20 protein-coding genes are annotated in these 19,714 nt (G+C 71.0%); 14 read left to right on the forward strand and 6 right to left on the reverse strand.

Annotated features, from left to right (window positions below; genetic code table 11):
• Positions 1 to 8: 8 nt before the first annotated feature.
• Complete coding sequence (locus ACFU5F_RS00465; protein WP_383880005.1) at positions 9 to 491, forward strand: hypothetical protein; 483 nt, start codon at positions 9 to 11, stop codon at positions 489 to 491.
• Here ACFU5F_RS00465 and ACFU5F_RS00470 read toward each other — a convergent pair.
• A complete protein-coding gene (locus ACFU5F_RS00470; RefSeq protein WP_383880007.1) occupies positions 475 to 984 on the reverse strand; it encodes a GNAT family N-acetyltransferase in 510 nt (169 codons plus the stop codon). The genes ACFU5F_RS00465 and ACFU5F_RS00470 overlap by 17 nt on opposite strands.
• 309 nt (positions 985 to 1,293) lie before the next feature.
• Between ACFU5F_RS00470 and ACFU5F_RS00475 the strand changes: the two genes are divergently transcribed.
• A complete protein-coding gene (locus ACFU5F_RS00475) occupies positions 1,294 to 1,815 on the forward strand; it encodes a DUF4115 domain-containing protein (RefSeq protein ID WP_383880008.1) in 522 nt (173 codons plus the stop codon).
• Between the two features lie 145 nt (positions 1,816 to 1,960).
• Here the strand turns inward: ACFU5F_RS00475 and ACFU5F_RS00480 are convergent, their stop codons facing one another.
• Complete coding sequence (locus tag ACFU5F_RS00480; RefSeq protein ID WP_007490911.1) at positions 1,961 to 2,164, reverse strand: cold-shock protein; 204 nt, start codon at positions 2,162 to 2,164, stop codon at positions 1,961 to 1,963.
• Between the two features lie 378 nt (positions 2,165 to 2,542).
• Between ACFU5F_RS00480 and ACFU5F_RS00485 the strand changes: the two genes are divergently transcribed.
• The 5 genes from ACFU5F_RS00485 to ACFU5F_RS00505 all read left to right on the forward strand — a co-directional run bounded on the left by ACFU5F_RS00485 (position 2,543) and on the right by ACFU5F_RS00505 (position 8,074).
• Entirely contained in the window at positions 2,543 to 3,388 is an 846-nt protein-coding gene (locus ACFU5F_RS00485) for a menaquinone biosynthetic enzyme MqnA/MqnD family protein (RefSeq protein ID WP_383880010.1), read from the forward strand.
• 205 nt (positions 3,389 to 3,593) lie between these two features.
• Entirely contained in the window at positions 3,594 to 5,381 is a 1,788-nt protein-coding gene (locus tag ACFU5F_RS00490; RefSeq protein ID WP_383880011.1) for a serine/threonine-protein kinase, read from the forward strand.
• A 141-nt stretch (positions 5,382 to 5,522) separates the two neighbouring features.
• Positions 5,523 to 6,305: a prepilin peptidase gene (locus tag ACFU5F_RS00495; RefSeq protein ID WP_383880012.1), complete on the forward strand. Its 783-nt coding sequence runs from the start codon at positions 5,523 to 5,525 to the stop codon at positions 6,303 to 6,305.
• Between the two features lie 112 nt (positions 6,306 to 6,417).
• Positions 6,418 to 7,617 carry a cyclic dehypoxanthinyl futalosine synthase gene (mqnC, locus tag ACFU5F_RS00500; RefSeq protein ID WP_383880014.1) on the forward strand — a complete coding sequence of 400 codons (1,200 nt, stop codon included), beginning with the start codon at positions 6,418 to 6,420 and terminating at the stop codon, positions 7,615 to 7,617.
• 7 nt (positions 7,618 to 7,624) lie between these two features.
• Complete coding sequence (locus ACFU5F_RS00505) at positions 7,625 to 8,074, forward strand: hypothetical protein (RefSeq protein WP_383880016.1); 450 nt, start codon at positions 7,625 to 7,627, stop codon at positions 8,072 to 8,074.
• Positions 8,075 to 8,119: 45 nt separating this feature from the next.
• Here ACFU5F_RS00505 and ACFU5F_RS00510 read toward each other — a convergent pair whose 3' ends face one another.
• Positions 8,120 to 9,124 (reverse strand): chitinase, encoded by a 1,005-nt coding sequence (locus ACFU5F_RS00510; protein WP_383880018.1) that lies wholly within the window; start codon positions 9,122 to 9,124, stop codon positions 8,120 to 8,122.
• A 404-nt stretch (positions 9,125 to 9,528) separates the two neighbouring features.
• Between ACFU5F_RS00510 and ACFU5F_RS00515 the strand changes: the two genes are divergently transcribed.
• Positions 9,529 to 10,227, forward strand: a complete 699-nt coding sequence (locus ACFU5F_RS00515) for a demethylmenaquinone methyltransferase (protein ID WP_383880019.1) — start codon at positions 9,529 to 9,531, stop codon at positions 10,225 to 10,227.
• A 198-nt stretch (positions 10,228 to 10,425) separates the two neighbouring features.
• Complete coding sequence (locus ACFU5F_RS00520; protein ID WP_383880021.1) at positions 10,426 to 12,315, forward strand: zinc-ribbon domain-containing protein; 1,890 nt, start codon at positions 10,426 to 10,428, stop codon at positions 12,313 to 12,315.
• 80 nt (positions 12,316 to 12,395) lie between these two features.
• Here the strand turns inward: ACFU5F_RS00520 and ACFU5F_RS00525 are convergent, their stop codons facing one another.
• Both ACFU5F_RS00525 and ACFU5F_RS00530 read right to left on the reverse strand, forming a co-directional pair.
• On the reverse strand, positions 12,396 to 12,719 hold the full coding sequence (locus ACFU5F_RS00525) for a PASTA domain-containing protein (protein ID WP_013001520.1): 324 nt from the start codon (positions 12,717 to 12,719) through the stop codon (positions 12,396 to 12,398).
• Between the two features lie 143 nt (positions 12,720 to 12,862).
• Positions 12,863 to 13,369, reverse strand: coding sequence for a GNAT family N-acetyltransferase (locus ACFU5F_RS00530; RefSeq protein ID WP_383880023.1), 507 nt, complete (start codon positions 13,367 to 13,369; stop codon positions 12,863 to 12,865).
• A 145-nt stretch (positions 13,370 to 13,514) separates the two neighbouring features.
• Between ACFU5F_RS00530 and ACFU5F_RS00535 the strand changes: the two genes are divergently transcribed.
• The gene (locus ACFU5F_RS00535) at positions 13,515 to 14,807 is read left to right on the forward strand and encodes a geranylgeranyl reductase family protein (protein ID WP_383880025.1); all 1,293 of its coding nucleotides are present in this window, start codon (positions 13,515 to 13,517) and stop codon (positions 14,805 to 14,807) included.
• A 333-nt stretch (positions 14,808 to 15,140) separates the two neighbouring features.
• On the opposite strand, the gene ACFU5F_RS00540 is transcribed toward ACFU5F_RS00535, so the two are convergent.
• Positions 15,141 to 15,971: a C40 family peptidase gene (locus ACFU5F_RS00540; RefSeq protein WP_383880026.1), complete on the reverse strand. Its 831-nt coding sequence runs from the start codon at positions 15,969 to 15,971 to the stop codon at positions 15,141 to 15,143.
• 717 nt (positions 15,972 to 16,688) lie between these two features.
• On the opposite strand from ACFU5F_RS00540, the gene ACFU5F_RS00545 reads away from it, so the two are divergent.
• From ACFU5F_RS00545 to ACFU5F_RS00560, 4 genes are read left to right on the forward strand one after another with little or no spacing between them, the layout of a single operon-like run.
• On the forward strand, positions 16,689 to 17,048 hold the full coding sequence (locus tag ACFU5F_RS00545) for an NADH-quinone oxidoreductase subunit A (RefSeq protein WP_005476348.1): 360 nt from the start codon (positions 16,689 to 16,691) through the stop codon (positions 17,046 to 17,048).
• 14 nt (positions 17,049 to 17,062) lie between these two features.
• Complete coding sequence (locus ACFU5F_RS00550) at positions 17,063 to 17,617, forward strand: NADH-quinone oxidoreductase subunit B family protein (protein ID WP_046913396.1); 555 nt, start codon at positions 17,063 to 17,065, stop codon at positions 17,615 to 17,617.
• Positions 17,614 to 18,375, forward strand: a complete 762-nt coding sequence (locus ACFU5F_RS00555) for an NADH-quinone oxidoreductase subunit C (RefSeq protein ID WP_383880027.1) — start codon at positions 17,614 to 17,616, stop codon at positions 18,373 to 18,375. Before ACFU5F_RS00550 ends, ACFU5F_RS00555 begins: the two co-directional genes overlap by 4 nt.
• On the forward strand, positions 18,372 to 19,712 hold the full coding sequence (locus tag ACFU5F_RS00560) for an NADH-quinone oxidoreductase subunit D (RefSeq protein ID WP_383880029.1): 1,341 nt from the start codon (positions 18,372 to 18,374) through the stop codon (positions 19,710 to 19,712). Before ACFU5F_RS00555 ends, ACFU5F_RS00560 begins: the two co-directional genes overlap by 4 nt.
• The last annotated feature ends 2 nt before the right edge of the window (positions 19,713 to 19,714 follow it).

Here is a 19,714-nt window from a genome sequence, read left to right on the forward strand (position 1 = left end):
GCGGTCACATGGAACGAAGACGCATGATGCAGCTGCTGTCCTCGAAGTGGGGCCGGCTCTCGGCGGTCGGCATGCTCCTGGCCGCCGCACTCTGGAGCTGGTCCGCAGTCCGGACCTTCGGAGAGCCGGGCGACGGGGACCCCTTCGCGGACCACCTGTCGCTCGCCGGCTGGGCCGTCTACGCCGCCGCCTTCCTGCTCCTCGGTCTCCACCAGCGTCAGCGGCGGCCAGAGGCCGAAGCCCTGGACGCACGGCGGGTGCTGGACGGCATCCGTTCCCTGCCCACCTCCGCCAACGGCAAGGTCGCCCTGACGTTCGCCGCGCTCGGCGTGGCCGGGTGGACGTACGCGTGGGTGTTCGTGCGCATGCTGGGCCGGGACATGCCGCTGGTCCCGCCCGGCGACGACGGCGGGCTGTTCGTCCGCGCCGGGACAGTCGTCTGCGCCACCGCCGCGCTCTTCGTGGCCACGCACTTCAAGGAGCGCCGCTGACCCGGCCGACCGACGTCGCGGACAGCTCGGCGACCACCTCGTCGTCCGCGTCCCCCTCACCGGAGGGCACCGGAACGAACCCCAGCGAGGTGTACAGGCGCTCGGCGGTGGTGTTCTCCGGGTGGTACGACAGGCGCAGGACCGTACAGTCCGGACGGTCCGCCAGCCAGCGCAGAAGGGTCCGCGCCACCGCCCGCCCGACCCCCCTGCCCTGCTCGGCACCGTCGATCAGCATCCCGCCGACCCAGTACGAGCCGTCCTCGTCCCGCCCCCACATGACGTGCCCCACCACGGTGTCGTCGGCGCGGACCGCGAGCGAGTTCCACACGCCCTCGCGGAGGGACAGCAGGAGGTATCGAGCGGCCAGCGCCGGAACGTACCGCCGCTGGCCGTCCAGGGGAGCGACGTCCGCGACGGCCCGCCAGTTCTCGTCGTCGACCTCGTGCAGGGCGATCCGCCGCCCCACCCCGTCCACCAAACCTTGATCGATCATGCGGGCAGGCTACGGCCGACTCGGCCCGCGAGGAAGGCAGTTCGCGAGGAAGGAGGCCCGGGGGACGCGGGGCCCTCCTCGCGGCCAAGGGCCTCGAACCGCACCTGGGGCGGGGCGTCCGGCTGCGGCGGGTGCCGGAGGAACCGCGGGGCAGCCGCTCGGGGGACGGCCGTCCCCCGCGCTGATCACCCCGCTCCGTCCTCGCCCTGACTCCCCGGGCTCGTTGATTCCCCGGCCCCGTTCGGGAACGGTCCCTCGTCCCGCGCCGTCCTAGAGTGCGCGGTGTCGCACGGGGGGAGGCCGGCAGCAGTGGAGTCGGGAGCGGATCTGTCACGGAGCGGCAGCGACGACGTCGACAGCGTCGAACGCCGAGACGGCACGGGAGGCACGGGCACGGTCCGCCCCCCGCGCTCGCGCGGACCGGTCGCGGCCCTCGTCGCCCTGCTCGTCGTGGGCGTGCTCGTCGCCGCCGGGGTGTACGTGGCGAACCGGGACGGGACGACCGGCGTGTCGCCGGCCCACGGGCCGACCTCCTCGGCGGCCGGTGAGTCCTCGGGAGGCGCCGGCGCGCGGGACGGCGCGAACGAGGTCACGGTCCGTGTCACCGCCGAGGACGGCCGGAGCTGGGTCTCTGCGAAGGACTCGGCCGGCGAACTTCTCTACGACGGACTGCTCCAACCGGGTGAGACCAGGACCCTCTCCGCCGAGGAGTCGATCGACCTGGTCCTCGGCGAGGCGAGCGTCCTCCGCCTCGTCGTGAATGGGAAGAGGATCGACAGCGACTTCGCCCCAGGCAAGGTGATCCGCCTTACCTACACCACGGACGACTGACCCCACCAAGGACGACCGGCCCTGGCGAACCCGGGAGCGCCGGCCCGGACAGCCGACGCCGGGAAAAAGGCAGGAGCCCCTGCGCCGAAAGGCAAGGGGCTCCTTGGGTACTGCAATCAGACGTCGTCAGAGGGGCATCCCTCGATCAGACGGGCGTGACGTTCTCCGCCTGCGGGCCCTTCGGGCCCTGCGTCACGTCGAAGGAGACCTGCTGGTTCTCCTCCAGCGAACGGAAGCCGTTCGCGTTGATGGCGGAGTAGTGGACGAAGACGTCCGGGCCGCCACCTTCCTGGGCGATGAAGCCAAAGCCCTTTTCGGCGTTGAACCACTTCACGGTTCCGGTAGCCATAAGCCCTCCTTGGGCCCAAAGGGTTGCCCTGCTCCAGAACCCTGCAAGTGTGAAAACAAGATGCCGCACAACTGCATACGTCTGAAAAGACGAGAGCCCGCGGTTACATGCTCCGCAGGCTCTGTACTGCAAGGGAAACCAAACTGCAACTTGCGGCGAGCCTAGCACGCAGGCAGGGGAATGCAATAGAGGGCAAGATCACGTCACCCGGATGTTTGATCGGCCCGACTCGGGGGTTGACGCATCGCCTCTTCCGCACCACCGGGCCCACCGGCGACACGCCGCCGAAAGCGTTGACACGTGGTGTCCATCCGGCTTCGGGAGCCTCTCCCGGCCCCCGGAGCCCGCACCGTACCCCATGAGGGCTAGCCTCGCGATGTGGACAATTCTCGCAACCGGCCGCGCGTCGGCCACATCCAGTTCCTGAACTGCCTGCCTCTGTACTGGGGGCTCGCGAGAACGGGCACGCTCCTCGACTTCGAGCTGACCAAGGACACCCCCGAGAAGCTCAGCGAGCAGCTGGTGCGCGGAGATCTCGACATCGGGCCCATCACGCTCGTCGAGTTCCTGCGCAACGCGGACGACCTGGTCGCCTTCCCCGACATCGCCGTCGGCTGCGACGGGCCGGTGATGTCCTGCGTCATCGTCTCCCAGGTACCCCTCGACCGCCTGGACGGCGCACGCGTCGCGCTGGGCTCCACCTCGCGCACCTCCGTACGCCTGGCGCAGCTGCTGCTGGCCGAGAGCGTCGGGGTGCGGCCGTCCTACTACACCTGCCCGCCCGACCTCCCGCTGATGATGCAGGAGGCGGAGGCGGCGGTACTGATCGGGGACGCGGCGCTGCGGGCCAATCTGCTCGACGGCCCCAACTTCGGCCTGGAGGTGCACGACCTCGGCGCCATGTGGAAGGCCTGGACGGGGCTGCCGTTCGTCTTCGCGGTGTGGGCGGCGCGGCGGGACTACCTGGAGCGGGAGCCGGAGGTCACCCGCAAGGTGCACGAGGCGTTCCTGGCCTCCCGGGACCTGTCCCTGACCGAGGTGGCGAAGGTCGCCGAGCAGGCCGCCCGCTGGGAGGCCTTCGACGAGCGGGTCCTGGAGCGGTACTTCACCACCCTGGACTTCCGCTTCGGCGTGCCGCAGCTGAGCGCCGTCGCCGAGTTCGCGCGGCGGGTCGGCCCCACCACGGGATTTCCGGCGGACGTGAAGGTCGACCTGCTTTCCTGAACATTTCCCCCGGAGTTCCCGGCGAACTTCCCAGAATTTCGTTTGACGAATTCCCCGGTCTGTGGCATCGCCCGCCGACCGGCCGCCGCCGCTCGCATTCCCCTCCGGGCGTACGGCACTACGCTGCTGGGGAGTCGTGCGTCGTGGAGGGTCCGTACGGGGGACGTACGGGTGGCGCGCGAGACGTACGGGGGAGGTGCCGCCCATGCAACCGCTCGATACCGGCGAGCCCACGGTCGTGGGGCCCTACCGGCTGCTCGGCCGGCTGGGGTCCGGCGGGATGGGCCGGGTCTATCTGGGGCGCAGCGCGGGCGGCCGTACCGTCGCCGTCAAGATCGTGCATCCGCACTTCGCCCTGGACGAGGAGTTCCGCGCCCGCTTCCGGCGCGAGGTCGACGCGGCCCGCCGCGTGGGGGGCTCCTGGACGGCCCCGGTCCTGGACGCGGACCCGGAGGCGTCGGTCCCGTGGGTGGCCACGGGCTATGCCGCCGGCCCGTCCCTCGCGCAGGCGATCGCGGACGGCGGCCACCTGCCGCCCCACTCGGTACGGGTCCTGGGCGCGGGCCTGGCCGAAGCGCTCGCGGCGGTGCACGCGCTGGGCCTGGTCCACCGCGACGTGAAGCCGTCGAACGTGCTGCTCACGGTGGACGGCCCCCTCCTCATCGACTTCGGCATCGCCCGCGCCACGGACGGCACGGCCTCGCTCACCTCGACGGGCGTGTCCATCGGTTCCCCCGGCTACATGTCCCCCGAACAGATCCTCGGCAAGGGCATCTCCGGTGCGGCGGACGTCTTCTCCCTCGGCGCGGTCCTCGCGTACGCCGCGACCGGGCAGTCCCCCTTCCCCGGTGACTCCTCCGCCGCCCTCCTCTACAAGGTCGTCCACGAGCCGCCGCGGCTGGACGGACTTGAGGGCGACCTGCGCGCGCTGGTCGAGCGCTGTCTGGCCAAGGACCCCGCCGCCCGCCCGGGCCCCGACGAGGTCGCCCGCACCCTGGCCCCCCAGGGCGCGGCCCGGCTGGTGGCGGCGGGCTGGCTGCCGGGACCGCTGGTGGAACAGGTCGGCCGCAGCGCCGTGCAGTTGCTGAACCTGGAGGCGGTGGCGGAGGAGGTTCCGTCCGGGCCGGTGGGGTTCAGCAGCCCGTCGGTGGGGACGGCCGGGACGGGCGCGTCGGCGGCGGGGAGCCCGGCCGGTGACGCGAAGGCCGATGTGCCCGCCGCGAGCGGGGTGTTCGGGCCGCCGCCGGTGATGTCGTCGCAAGCGTCACAGTCGGCCCAAGCCTCACAGCCGTCGCAGGCTGTGCACGGGTCACAGGCGCCGCCCGTGACGCACGTACCGGGGCAGCGGACCGAAGGTGCGGCGCCGGACACGGTCCCGCCGGCGCCGGGCAAGCTCTCCCTGAGCGTGGCGGCCACCTCCACGACCGCCGCGAACGGGCGGGGCCGGAGGGTGAGTTGCTCGGTCGCCCTGGCGATCGCGGGAGTGTTCGCGCTGGTGGGCGTGGGAATGCTGGTCGGGCCCGGGACGCTGTGGAGCCGGGAGGAGAAGGGCGACGCGGCGGGCAAGGCGCCGTCGGCCGAGGCCAGTCCGAGCAGCGGGGCCACGTACACGGAAGCGCCGGGGGAGGACGCGGCGGGCGAGCTGCCCGCACGGTACCTGGGCACCTGGGAGGGCGACGGCTACGCCCTCTCCGGCAGCCTCCCCGCCGGCACCTTCACCGTCACCCTCGAACAGGCCGCGGTGGGCGACGCGTTGGGCACGTTCCGCTCCGTCGACCTCCTCGGCGGCACCTGCGACGACAAGCTCGTCCTCAAGAAGGTCACCAAGAAGAACATCGTCGCCACGAGCATCGCCGACACCAAGAACAACCCCGGCACCTGCACGAGGAACACCCACGAGATCACCCTCACCCCGGTGGGCAAGGAACTCGCCTACACCTCGACCAACGCGGACGCGGGCAAGCCGACGGCCCGGTTGGCGAGGGTGGAGTAGCGGTTCCCCGCGCGACAAGCCCCCACCGGACCCGCAGCGGGGGGTCGAAGGGGCGCAGCCCCTGGAGGAGGGACGGGTAGCGGAGGCGGGGGCGAGAACACCCCGGTTCACCCCCGCCCCGCCCCCTCATAGGCTGCCTCCGTGGATCCGGACCCCTGGCTGATCGCACTCACCCTGGCCGCCACCCTCTGGGGCGCGGCCGCGGGCACCCTGCTTCCCCGCCCCGCCTACCGCTTCACGGCCGACGAGGACACCCCCTGGCACCAGGCGTGCCCCGCCGGCCACCGCATCACCGGCCCGGCGGCCGGCTGGCTGGGCCCCGCACGCTGCACGACCGCCCCCACCGCCCCACCCTCGACAGTCCAACCCCCCACCTGCGCCTACGGCCCTCGCACCCCCGCCGTCGTGACCATGACCGCCCTCGTCTGCGCCTCCCTCGCCCTCGCCACCGGCTTCCGCCCCGAACTCGCCGTATGGCTGCTCCTCGCCCCCCTGGGCGTCCTGCTCGCCCTCGTGGACCTCGGCGCGCAACGTCTCCCCGACCCCCTGACACTCCCCTTCGCGGGCCTGGCGCTCGCCCTTCTGGGCGGGGTCGCGTTCGTGCCCGAGCACGCGGGCGAGTGGCGGACGGCGGCCTACGGCGCCCTCGCCCTCGGCGGCTTCTACTTCCTCTTCTTCCTCCTCAGGCCCGTCGCCCTCGGCTTCGGCGACGTGAAACTGGCCCTGGGCCTCGGCGCCGTCCTCGGCTGGTACGGCTGGGGGGCGCTGTACCTCGGCACGTTCGCCGGCGCGCTCATCGGCAGCGCGTACACCCTGGTCCTGGCGGTCCGGGGCCGCGCGGTGCGCGGGCAGCTGGTGGCCCTGGGACCGTTCATGATCGCCGGTGCGTACGTCGCGCTGCTGCTGGAGGCGTACGCGGCCTGAACAGGTCCCTGTGCCGGAGTTTTCCACAGGCGGACGGGCTGACGTCGGGTGATCCCCGGCCCTGGCGTAGGCTGGCTCGGTCTGTTCAACCCTTACGAAAGGGACGCTCCCGGTGACCGAGAAGGCCGACCTCCAGTCCGTTCTCGACCGTGCCGCCGCGGGTGGGCGGATCACGCCAGAGGAGGCGCTCGACCTCTACCGCGACGCCCCGCTGCACGCGCTCGGCGCCGCGGCCGACGCCGTCCGCCGGCGGCGGTACGCGGGCACGGAGCACATCGCGACGTACATCATCGAACGGAACATCAACTACACGAACGTCTGCGTCACGGCGTGCAAGTTCTGCGCGTTCTACGCCCCGCCGAAGGCCAAGGACAAGGGCTGGACGCGCGACCTCGACGACATCCTGCGCCGCTGCGCGGAGACCGTCGAGCTGGGCGGCACGCAGATCATGTTCCAGGGCGGACACCACCCGGACTACGGGGTGGAGTACTACGAGACGCACTTCGCCGCCATCAAGAAGGCCTTCCCACAGCTGGTCATCCACTCCCTCGGCGCGTCCGAGGTCGAGCACATGGCCCGGATCTCGAAGGTGGGCGTGGAGGAGGCGATCACCCGGATCCACGCGGCCGGCCTCGACTCCTTCGCCGGCGCCGGTGCGGAGCTGCTTCCCGAGCGCCCCCGCAAGGCCATCGCCCCGCTGAAGGAGAGCGGCGAGCGTTGGCTGGAGATCATGGAGATCGCGCACAACCTGGGCGTCGAATCCACGTCCACGATGCTCATGGGCACCGGTGAGACCAACGCCGAGCGCATCGAGCACCTGCGGATGATCCGTGACGTGCAGGACCGGACGGGTGGCTTCCGAGCCTTCATCCCGTACACCTACCAGCCCGAGAACAACCACCTCAAGGGCCGTACGCAGGCCACGCTGTTCGAGTACCTGCGCATGATCGCCATCGCCCGGCTGTTCATGGACAACATCGCCCACATCCAGGGCTCCTGGCTCACCACCGGCAAGGAGGTCGGCCAGCTCTCCCTGCACTACGGCGCGGACGACCTCGGCTCGATCATGCTGGAGGAGAACGTGGTCTCCTCCGCCGGTGCCAAGCACCGCTCCAACCGCATGGAGATCATCGACCTGATCCGCAAGGCCGGCCGCGTCCCGGCCCAGCGGACCACGACCTACGAGCACATCGTCGTCCACGAGGACCCGGCGAACGACCCGGTCGACGAGCGCGTCATGTCCCACATCTCGTCCACGGCCATCGAGGGCGGCACGGCCCACCCCGAGCTGAAGCTGCTGAACGCCAACTAGGGCCGCCGTGCTGACGATTCACGCCGCCGACGAGGTGCGGCGCACCTGGGACGACCCGGAGCCGATCAAGGACGGCGCCGTCGTGGTGGACGGCGCCCGGATCCGGGCCGTGGGGCCGTCGGAGGCCGTCCGGCAGCGGTTCCCGGACGCCCGGGTGCGGCGGTGGCCCGGTGTCCTCGGGCCCGGCCGGGTGCACGAGGGCCCGCTCCCGGACGCCCCGTCACCCCGCGAACGGGTCCACGCGGTTCTGAAGTCGGGCGCGACGGCGGTGCTGGGACAGCACGCGGACACCCCGGAACTCCGTGCGGCCGCCGAGCGCAACCACGTGGTCGTCCTGCCGCACCCGGCACCCCCGGCCATCGTGGAGGCGGGCCGGGCGGACCTGGTGGTCTTCGACGACTCCGGCACCTGCGTGGCCACGGTCTGCGCGGGGCGCCTGGTCCACCGCCGCCGCTGAGCCGCCTAGCGACTGAGCCGCTGAGGGGCACCGCCGATCCCGCTGTCAGGGGCGCGGGGAGAACGCCTCCCCGAACGCCCCGTCCTCCTGCTCGACCCCACTGCAGTCGACCAGCGCGTCACGCGCCCCGCCCCCGCACTCCCGGTCCCGGAACGTCGCCCACATCGACACCCAGGCCACCCCCTTCTCCCGCGCGAACTCCCGCACCTGTGCCGCGTCCTCCAGGGTGAACGTCTCGTTGTCGATGTCGTTGACGCCGAGCATCGAGGTCAGCGCCAGTGCCCCCCACGCCGTCGACCCGCCCGTATCGAAGACCGCCCGCAGCTGCTCGTGCGCCGACTCGGCCGCCCGCTCCGCGTAGTCGCCCATGTCACCGTCGTACGAACGGGCGTAGTTCATGGTCATGATGTTGACCGTGGTGACCTCCACGGCCTCGGCGGCGGCCGATTCGAGCAGCGCCACGCCGTGGTCGTCGAGCCCGGACGGCATGACGGGGAGGGTGAAGGTGACGGTGAGGCCGGGGCGGTCCCGCTGGAGCAGCGCGATCGCCTCCGAGCGCAGGTCGACGGAGACGGTGTCCTTCAGCGCGTCGCCCTCGACGTCGAAGTCGGCCGCGGTCGAGCCGGCCGCGTCCAGGGCCGCGCCGTACGCCGCGGCCAGCTCGGGCGCGCTGTCGCATACCTCGGCCAGCTCCGGCCCGGAGGCGCCGCCGAAGGAGACCCGCACCGACGCTCCGGAAGCGGTGAGCGCGGCGATCCGGGACCTGACCGCCGGGTCGTCGACGGCCTTGGTCCCGTTCCACGCGGGCGTGCACGCGTCGCCGTCGGCGATCACGAACGCCAGGTTGTAGGCGGCGGCCGACCCGGCGCCGTCGAGGGGGGAGGCGGCGGTGGCGCTCACGTACGGTGCGTACTCCGTTTCCGTGGGCGTACCGGGTGCCGCCGAGCCCTCGGGTGCGGACGCGGACCCGTCGGTCCCCGTGGTGCAACCCGTGCAGGCCAGGACCGCCAGACATATCAGTCCGGCGGCCGTTCTCAGGGAATTCCTCACGGTACTCACGAAAGGAAATGAAGCACACCCGGCCGTGCTTCACGCGTGCTTCCCCGGAATTGCGGAACCGAAGCCAGGTCACGGAACGGTGACCGGCAAAGGGTTCACCAGTCGGGCAAACATCCCTTTACCGTCACCCCGTCCCGCCCCGAAAGCAAACGCCTTCGCTTCGCGTTCGTTCATGGAATCCGTGAGGAAACGGACGGGACGCGGTGTTTCCCGTGGATGTCCCGCAGGGGAAGTCGGGAATTGCCCGAACAATGACCACAGGCGTGTCCGGACGATGACCACTCATGTCCGGGAGCGTGCACGGCGAGTCCGTCGACGAAAAGCGCGTCGCCGAGGCGCGCACGATCGGCCCGGGTGCCGTGGGGGCGTCCGGCCCGTACTGCCACAATGGGCCCGTGACCCGCGCATCCCTGGACAAGCAGCCGCACGAAGTCGCCTCGATGTTCGACCGAGTGGCGAAACGGTACGACCTGACCAACGACGTGCTGTCCCTCGGACAGGACCGGCGCTGGCGCAAGGAGGTCGCGCAGGCGGTCGACGCCCGCCCCGCCCAGAGGATCCTGGACCTCGCGGCCGGCACGGGCACCTCGTCCCAGCCCTTCGCGCGGACCGGCGCGTACGTCGTCCCGTGCGACTTCTCCCTCGGCATGCTCCGGGTGGGCAAGGAGCGCACCCCCTGGCTGCCGTTCACCGCCGGCGACGCCACGAGGCTGCCGTTCAAGGACGACACCTTCGACGCGGTGACCATCTCCTTCGGCCTGCGGAACGTGCAGGACACCGACACCGCGCTGCGCGAGCTGTACCGGGTGACCAAGCCCGGCGGACGTGTCGTGATCTGCGAGTTCTCGCACCCGACCTGGACACCGTTCCGGACCGTCTACACCGAGTACCTGATGCGCGCGCTGCCGCCGGTGGCCCGTGCGGTGTCCTCCAACCCGGACGCGTACGTCTACCTGGCCGAGTCCATCCGTGCCTGGCCCGACCAGGCGGGCCTCGCCGAGCGGCTGCGCAAGGCCGGCTGGGACAAGGTCGCGTGGCGCAACCTGTCGGGCGGGATCGTCGCGCTGCACCGGGGGTTCAAGGCCCTCGCATAGGGCCGTGAGGGCGCCCGTCACGCCCTGATTTCACCCGTACGAGGGATGCCCGCGAGGGAATCCTGTTGACGGGAACCGGTCAACAGAAACTACCGTCCGTTGATACGTCGGTACGCGCCGGTGATGTCCCAGGACTCACCGGCGCCCTCCCGGCCACGGCGCATCACGGCCCGAGTTCTCTGGATGACGGAGCGTTCCATGACGTCCTACTGCCCGCACTGCGGAACACCCGGCCCCGACGAGGCGCGCTTCTGCATGAAGTGCGGAGGGGAACGCCCGCCGATCCCGGCGGCGCCGGGCACGGGCACCGGGGCGACTCCGGCACCCCCGGCCGCCCCACCGGCGGCTCCTCCCTCGGTTCCTCCCTCGGCTCCGCCGGGCGCTCCACCCCTCGGCCCACCCCCGCCGCCACCCGAGTACGCCCCCATCCCCGCCCGGCCCTCGCCCGTCGGCGCCTTCCTCGGCCGGGCCTTCCGGGGTGACTGGGCCGGTTCGGCGCTGGCCGCGCTCTGGCCGGTCGCCTTCCTCCTCGTCACGGCCGTCGCCCTGGCCGTCCCGTCGTACGGCCAGGGCGGCGAGGGGGAGGAGGACTTCGTCGGCTTCGGCGACCGTCTCGCCCTCGCCCTCGCCGGCGTCCTCCAGGGCCTCGGCGGCGGCTTCGAGATCTCCGAGACCGGCGGCGGCGACTACTCGGGCGAGTTCCGCTCCGCCGAGGGCGCCCTCGCCGTGTCCCTGGTCCCGCTCACGGTGACCGCCCTCTTCGTCGGGGCCCTCGTCATCGGCGTACGGCTCCTCCGCACGCGACTGGCGACACCGGGCGCGAACGGGGGCGTGTACGGGAGCGCGTACGGAGGTGTGCCGGGCGGCACGTACGCCGGAGGGTTCGGCGGCACGTACGCCGGGGTGCCCGGGGCGGCGGTGGCCGGTGGCGGCCGTACCGCCGGCCTCGAAGCGGCCGTGCGGGTCACGCTGCTGGTGACGGCCGCCGTCGTACTGCTCGCCCTGTTCGGGCAGCCCGAGATCGCGGTCGTCGAGGTCTCGACGTCGGTCTGGCGCACGGCCCTCGGCGCGCTGCTGCTCACCGCCGCCGTCTCGGCCGGTCTGCTGCAGCGCGACGACCTGGCGGCCTGGCTGGCCGTCCGCCCCGGCCCCCGGGCCCTGTTCCGGGCGACCGGGACGGCCGTACGCGCCATGGTGATCGTCCTCGTCCTCTGCTCGCTCGTCGCGTTCGTCGTCCTCGCGGCGAACGACGAGTGGCAGGCCGAATGGGACGAGGAACTCAGCCCGCTCCTGCTCGTCCTGCTCGTCCTCCCCAACCTCGCCGTCCACCTGCTCGGTCTCTCCTGGGGCGCCTCCGTCCAGGGCGAGGCGGGCCGCACGGGTCTCGGGGAGAGCGCGTCGTTCGGCAGCGACTCGTCCGGGGACCACGGGCTCGGCGAGTCGAACCCGTACGGCGGTGGCTACGAGCACCGGGCGTTCGGGCTCTCCGAGCTGGGCGACGCCGTCAACTCCTGGGCGGTCGTGGGCGTGTTGACGCTCGGCGCGGTCTGCGCCCTGACGCTCGGGATCATCGCGGCCCGCCGCTCCACGGGCCGCGGCGAGCAACTCCTCGCCGCCGGTGTCTTCTTCGGCCTCTTCCTCCTGCTCGCCGGGGTCAGCGGTTTCGGCATGGAGGCCTCGGGCTCCGCCACGAGCGAGTTCAGCAGTGAGTTCTCGGCCGCGGGTCAGGCGGATGTCGGCCTCGACATCGCCGAGGCGCTTCTCTTCGGGCTCCTGTGGATCTTCGGCGCGGCCTTCCTCGCGCCCTATCTGCTCCAGATGGCGGGAGCACGCACGGCGGTCGTCGCCCCTCCGGTCCCGGCCATGCCGAGCAACGGCCCGGCGGCGCACGGCGTCCCGCACCAGCCCTCTGTCCCGGCCCCGGCGGCGTACGAGCCCCCGCTGGTCGAACTCGGCCACCACCACCAGCCGCCGCCCGCGGCCCCTGCCGGGCCCCGCGGCCGGGCCCTCGTCTGGGCCGTCACGATCGTCGCGGCCCTCGTGGTCGGCGGGGGAGGCGCGGCGGCGATCCTGCTCTGGCAGAGGTAGAGGGGCCCGGAGGGAAGTGGCGGCGACCCGCGCCCCACAGGGGCGCGGGGGCGCCCCGGGCCCCGGAGGCTCACCCCGGGCTACCGACGGGCCGCGAAGGGGTCCCCCGGTTCGTCCAGCGCCCTGCGCAACCCCGGCGGCGGCCCGCCGTGGCGCGGTTCGCGCACGCCGCCGCCGTCGTCGCCCGACTCGAACCACACGGTCACCGCGGCCCCGCGCGGCACCTTCACGCCCGGCGGCGGGTACTGCCGTACGACGTGGTCCACGGCGGCGAGCCGGAGGTCGGGCCGGTCGGGCGCGACGAGGGTCAGCCCGTCCGCCTCGGCCGTCTCACGCGCGTCCACGGCCATCAGACCGACGAACCGTGGCACACGCACTTCGAATGACTTGGGTGTTATGCGCACAGATGTTCACCCCCAGCGGTACCGGCAGGGTAGCCGCCGAGCGGGCCCGACCGGAAGCACTGCGTGGCAATCTGCCGCACATCGCTACTCTGGGTGACGCGTTGACGAAATCCCGAACGAGGAGCCCCTCCAACGGCTCCCCCTCACAGCGCCAGCCGGTAGCAGTGCCCCTCCTGCCGCGTGACCGGTGTCGTGTACGTCTCCGCCAGCTCCATGCCCAGCCGCCGGGTCACCGCTATGGACCGCTCGTTGCGGGCGTTGACCATGGCGACGACGCTGCCCACGCCCGCCGCCCGCACCCGCTCCAGGGTCTGCGCGGCGGCGGCGGTCACATACCCCTTGCCCCAGTGGGCCCGGCCGAGCCGCCAGCCGATCTCGATCTCGCCGGTCGGCCCCCACTCGCGGGGCCACGGCTGGGCGCCGGTGAAACCGATGGCCCGGCCCTCCTCGTCGAGCATCGTCCACAGACAGAAGCCGTGTTCGGCGTCGTGGCGGCGCTGGCGCGCGGTGAGCTCCTCGTAGACGGACAGCTCGGCGGCCCGGCCGCCGTGGAACTCCATGACCTCGGGATCGTCGAAGATCCGGTGCCAGGCGAAGGCGTCCTCGTCGGTGGGGACGCGCAGCCGTACGTCGGGCAGAGCTCGGTTCACAGGGCAGCCCTTCAGCCGATGATCGATACCGCTGAATAGACTGCCCATGTCCGACCCCGGTCGGCACATGTTTTCCGGCCGTCCGGTTGCCCTGACTGCCGGGCGGCTTTGCTCCGATCCTTCTACTTCTTGGGGAGAACCCGTCGTGACCGAGCCCCAGCCCCTTACCGAACACACCGCCGATGTGATCGTCGTCGGGGCCGGGCCAGCCGGTTCCACCACCGCGTACTACCTGGCCAAGGCCGGCCTGGACGTACTGCTCCTGGAGAAGACCAGCTTCCCGAGGGAGAAGGTCTGCGGCGACGGCCTCACCCCGCGCGCCACCAAGCAGCTGGTGTCGATGGGCATCGACATCTCCGAGGAGGCCGGCTGGCTCCGCAACAAGGGTCTGCGGATCATCGGCGGCGGCGTCCGCCTCCAGCTCGACTGGCCGGATCTCGCTTCCTACCCGGACTACGGACTGGTCCGCAAGCGCGACGACTTCGACGAGCAACTCGCCCGCCAGGCCCAGAAGGCGGGGGCCCGCCTGTACGAACGCTGCAACGTGGGCGCGCCCGTCATCGACGACCGCACCGGCCGGATCACCGGCGTGCACGCCAAGCTCGGCGAGGAGAAGCGGGACGTCACCTTCCACGCCCCCCTGGTGGTCGCGGCCGACGGCAACTCCACCCGCCTCTCCCTCGCGATGGGCCTGCACCGCCGCGAGGACCGTCCGATGGGCGTCGCGGTCCGTACGTACTTCACCTCCCCGCGCCACGACGACGACTACCTGGAGTCCTGGCTGGAACTGTGGGACAAGCGCGGGCCGGGCGAGGACCGTCTGCTTCCCGGGTACGGCTGGATCTTCGGCATGGGCGACGGCACGTCCAACGTCGGTCTGGGCGTCCTCAACACCTCGGCCGCGTTCAAGGAGCTGGACTGGCGCGACGTGCTGAAGGCCTGGTGCGCGTCCATGCCCGAGGAGTGGGGCTACACCCCCGACAACATGACCGGGCCCATCCGCGGCGCCGCCCTCCCGATGGCCTTCAACCGCCAGCCCCACTACACCAAGGGGTTGCTGCTGGTGGGCGACGCCGGCGGCATGGTGAACCCGTTCAACGGCGAGGGCATCGCCTACGCCATGGAGTCCGGGCAGATCGCCGCCGACGTCATCGTCCAGGCCCACGCCCGCGCCACCCCCGGGCAGCGCGAACTCGCCCTCCAGCGCTACCCGCAGGTCCTCAAGGACACCTTCGGCGGCTACTACACGATGGGCCGCGCCTTCGTGAAGCTCATCGGCAACCCGAAGATCATGAAGCTCGCGACGCAGCGGGGTCTCACCCACCCGCTCCTGATGAAGTTCACCCTGAAGATGCTGGCCAACCTCACCGACCCCACCGGCGGTGACGCGATGGACCGCATCATCAACGGCCTGAGCAAGGTGGCCCCGAAGGCGTGACCGGGGCGGTGTGACCGGGACGGACTGACCGGGCAGTGCGGGCCGGTCGATCTGTCCTGCCCGGCCCAGTCCTGACCGGGGTGGCGGCGCCCGCCGTCCGCCCCGGTCGCGTCCGCGCGCGTGCGGAGGTGTACCGGTCTCGGACACGGGAACCCGTCAGGCGCGACGACAGGGCCCCGCGGCGGTCAGGGCTGTCCCGCAACACCTCGTGCGGCCGGGGGCGGCCCAGTGGGGCTTCTGGGGCCTTCCTGAGGGCAGCCCGGAGGGCCGCTTCCCCTCGGGGAGAGCGGCCCTCTCGAAAAAGCGTCTGGGCGAGCGTGTGGAGGCGTGGCCTCAGAGCACGCGCACCGCGCCCGTCGCCGGGTAGCCGGAAAGGTCCTGGATGACGACGCCCTTGGAGGGGTTCGCCGCGTCCAGGTACTGGCCGTTCCCGATGTAGACACCCACGTGGTACGCGGAGCCCTTGGCGCCCCAGTACAGGATGTCGCCGACCTGCAGGTTGGACAGCGAGACCTCGGTGCCCTGCATCGACTGGTCCTGCGAGACCCGGGGGAGGGACACACCGACCTGCTTGAAGGCGGCCTGCACCAGCGAGGAGCAGTCCCACGCGTTGGGGCCGGTGGCGCCCATCACGTAGGCGTCGCCGAGCTGTGCCTTGAGGAAGGCGATGACCGTGCCGACGCTGCCGGTGGCGGCGGGCGTCGTCGTGGTCGTCGTCGAGTTGGTGGTGAGGGTGGCCCGCTCGCTGTCGCGCGCGGCACGCTCGGCCTCGGCCTTGCGCTCGGCCTCGGCGGCGGCCTTCTTGCGGGCCTCTTCCTTCTTCGCCTTGACCAGGTCCTTCTCGGCCTGCTTGGCAGCCTGTTGGGCGGCCGTGTCACGCTCGGCCTGCAGCTGGTAGTCGGCCGCCATCGCCTGCGTGGCGTCCGCGGACTGCGCGGCCTGCGTGGCCAGGTCGGCCGTGAGGGTGGGCAGTTCGAGCGTCTGCGTCACCGGCTCCGCCGCGAAAGCCGACGTGGACGCGCCGGCCACTGCCACGGTGCTGAGAACGCCACCGGCGACTCCGGCGCGCATCGCGATCGAGGACGCGTTGCGGCGGGGTTTCCGGTGGCTGCGTATGTGAGCGGTGTGGGACATGGGTACAAGCGGTACCAGCGACTCCTCCATACCTTCAAGAAACGTGTGCTGCGCCACAGTTGTTCAACGGAGGCCCCAAATTCCCTGTGCGTCACTCTTTATTGACGCCGTAACGGGCATAGCGGACACGGCCCATCATGCCTGTGATCATGCGCTTTCGTGAATACGTCCGAATTGCCCTGCGCTTACCACCGATCGCAGCGAGTGGCCAAGGCTCGTGGATTTGATCTCGGTTCGGTGTGGCGCAGGTCACAGAACTGTCACCCGTTGAGGCGGCGTCCCGCGCGGGAGCGTCCACCCCGGGCGCTCGTGAACGCGTGCACGCGTCCACATCCGGGTGCCTGGCTCCCTCCGGGGTGTGAACGCCGCGCACTACCAAGGGGCCCCGTCCAGCACCAATTTGCATGCAGCGGAAATCTCTTGATATGGAGACGACCCTCGTGACCAGCGGTAATGAATGAAAATGTCACTTCTGGTGATCAGTCTGGCGCTTCCGGTATGAAGATCGACGCCCGTCCGACATCATGATCCATCGTCAGGTGGTGGAGATCACAAACTCGGTGCCGCACCCCGTGTCGCAGATCACAGACCGGCAGGCATAGGATGCGGGGCAGTTGGGCTTGTGACCTGCTTCACATGTTCGCGATCTTCGTCGGGACGGGCGGAGTTCGTGGGACCGGTGGGGTCGGTGAACAGGGCCGACGCCATCCGCCAGCAGTCAGTGCCGACTGAGAGGAGCGAGGAGCGGTGAACGCCTATGCGCCCATCCTCGTACTGGGAGCCCTCGGGGCAGGCTTTGCGATCTTCTCCGTGATCATGGCCTCGCTGATCGGCCCGAAGCGCTACAACCGGGCCAAGCTCGAGGCTTACGAATGCGGGATCGAGCCCACCCCCACGCCGGCCGGCGGAGGGCGTTTCCCCATCAAGTACTACCTGACGGCGATGCTCTTCATCGTCTTCGACATCGAGATCGTCTTCCTCTACCCCTGGGCCGTCACCTTCGACGCCCTGGGTGTTTTCGGGCTCGTGGAGATGCTGCTCTTCGTGCTCACCGTCTTCGTCGCCTACGCGTACGTCTGGCGCCGCGGCGGCCTGGAATGGGACTGAGGGGCCTTTAGACCATGGGACTCGAAGAAAAACTGCCGAGCGGTTTCCTGCTGACCACCGTCGAGCAGGCCGCGGGCTGGGTACGCAAGGCGTCCGTCTTCCCCGCCACCTTCGGCCTCGCCTGTTGTGCCATCGAGATGATGACCACGGGCGCGGGACGCTACGACCTGGCGCGCTTCGGAATGGAGGTGTTCCGGGGGTCGCCGCGCCAGGCGGACCTGATGATCGTGGCCGGCCGGGTCAGCCAGAAGATGGCGCCGGTGCTGCGGCAGGTCTACGACCAGATGCCCAATCCCAAGTGGGTGATCTCCATGGGGGTCTGCGCGTCGTCGGGCGGCATGTTCAACAACTACGCGATCGTCCAGGGCGTCGACCACATCGTCCCGGTCGACATCTACCTGCCGGGCTGCCCGCCGCGGCCCGAGATGCTGATGGACGCGATCCTCAAGCTCCACCAGAAGATCCAGACGTCCAAGCTCGGCGTGAACGCCGAGGAAGCGGCCCGCGAGGCGGAGGAAGCGGCACTCAAGGCGCTCCCCCTCATCGAGATGAAGGGGCTGCTGCGATGAGCGACGCGAACGGCACCAACGGCGCCGGGGAGACGAACGGGGTGAACCCCGAGAAGGACCTCGCCGCCTCCAACCTCCCCGGCCAGCGCGGCGACGGCGGCGAGGAGATCCGCGTCCAGCGCGGCATGTTCGGCGCGAACAACGGCGGCGACACCTCCGGCTACGGCGGCCTGGTCCGCTCCATCCGCCTCCCCGGGGAGGCGAACCGCCCCTACGGCGGCTGGTTCGACGAGGTCGCCGACGAGCTGGAGGGCGCCCTGGAGGAACAGGGCCTGGTCCCCGAGAACGTGATCGACAAGACGGTCGTCGACCGCGGCGAGATCACCTTCCACATCGAGCGCGAGCACCTGCCGACCGTCGCCCGGACCCTGCGCGACGACCCTGCCCTGCGCTTCGAACTGTGCACCGGCGTCTCCGGCGTCCACTACCCCGGCGACAAGGGCCGCGAGCTCCACGCCGTCTACCACCTGCGCTCGATCACCCACAACCGGTTGATCCGCCTGGAGGTCTCCGCCCCCGACGCCGACCCGCACATCCCGTCGCTCGTCCCCGTCTATCCCACCAACGACTGGCACGAGCGCGAGACGTACGACTTCTTCGGCATCGTCTTCGACGGCCACCCCGCACTGACGCGGATCATGATGCCGGACGACTGGCAGGGCTTCCCGCAGCGCAAGGACTACCCCCTCGGCGGCATCCCCGTCGAGTACAAGGGCGCCCAGATCCCGGCTCCGGACCAGCGGAGGTCGTACTCATGAGCACGCAGCACGCATCCGCGGATTCCGCCGCCTCGGCGCGCGAGACCACCGAGGGCACCGTCTACACGGTCACCGGCGGCGACTGGGACGAGGTCGCCCAGACCGCCGCCCGGTCCGACGACGAGCGCATCATCGTCAACATGGGTCCCCAGCACCCGTCCACCCACGGTGTGCTCCGGCTGATCCTGGAGATCGACGGCGAGACCGTCACCGAGGCCCGCTGCGGCATCGGCTACCTCCACACGGGCATCGAGAAGAACCTCGAATACCGCACGTGGACCCAGGGCACCACGTTCGTGACGCGCATGGACTACCTGACGCCGTTCTTCAACGAGACGGCGTACTGCCTCGCCGTGGAGAAACTCCTCGGCATCGAGGACCAGATCCCCGACCGCGCCACGATCATCCGCGTGCTCCTGATGGAGCTGAACCGGCTCTCCTCCCACCTGGTGTGCATCGCCACCGGCGGCATGGAGCTGGGCGCCACCACGATCATGATCTACGGCTTCCGTGATCGTGAACTCATTCTCGACATCTACGAGCTGATCACCGGCCTGCGCATGAACCACGCGTACATCCGGCCCGGCGGACTCGCCCAGGACCTGCCGCCCGGCGCGGTGGACCAGATCCGCGAGTTCGTGAAGAAGATGGACAAGAACCTCCCCGAGTACGACAAGCTCGCCACCGGGAACCCCATCTTCAAGGCCCGTATGCAGGACATCGGCCACCTCGACCTGTCCGGCTGCATGGCCCTCGGCGCGACCGGCCCGATCCTGCGCTCCGCCGGCCTCCCGCACGACCTGCGCAAGGCGCAGCCGTACTGCGGGTACGAGACGTACGACTTCGACGTCCCGACCGCCGACACCTGCGATTCCTACGGCCGCTTCCTGATCCGGCTCGAGGAGATGCGCCAGTCCCTCAGGATCGTCGAGCAGTGCCTGGACCGGCTGGAGCCCGGCCCGGTCATGGTCGGCGACAAGAAGATCGCCTGGCCCGCCCAGCTCGCCCTCGGCCCGGACGGACTCGGCAACTCCCTGGACCACATCAAGAAGATCATGGGCACCTCCATGGAGGCCCTCATCCACCACTTCAAGCTGGTGACCGAGGGCTTCCGCGTCCCGCCGGGACAGGCGTACGCGGCCGTCGAGTCACCCAAGGGCGAACTCGGGGTGCACGTCGTCTCCGACGGCGGCACCCGGCCCTTCCGGGTCCACTTCCGGGACCCGTCCTTCACCAACCTGCAGGCCATGGCGGCGATGTGCGAGGGCGGCCAGGTCGCCGACGTCATCGTCGCCGTCGCGTCCATCGACCCCGTGATGGGAGGCGTCGACCGGTGACC

It is taken from the genome of Streptomyces sp. NPDC057438, assembly GCF_042802995.1.
In the GTDB taxonomy this organism is placed as follows: Bacteria; Actinomycetota; Actinomycetes; order Streptomycetales; family Streptomycetaceae; genus Streptomyces.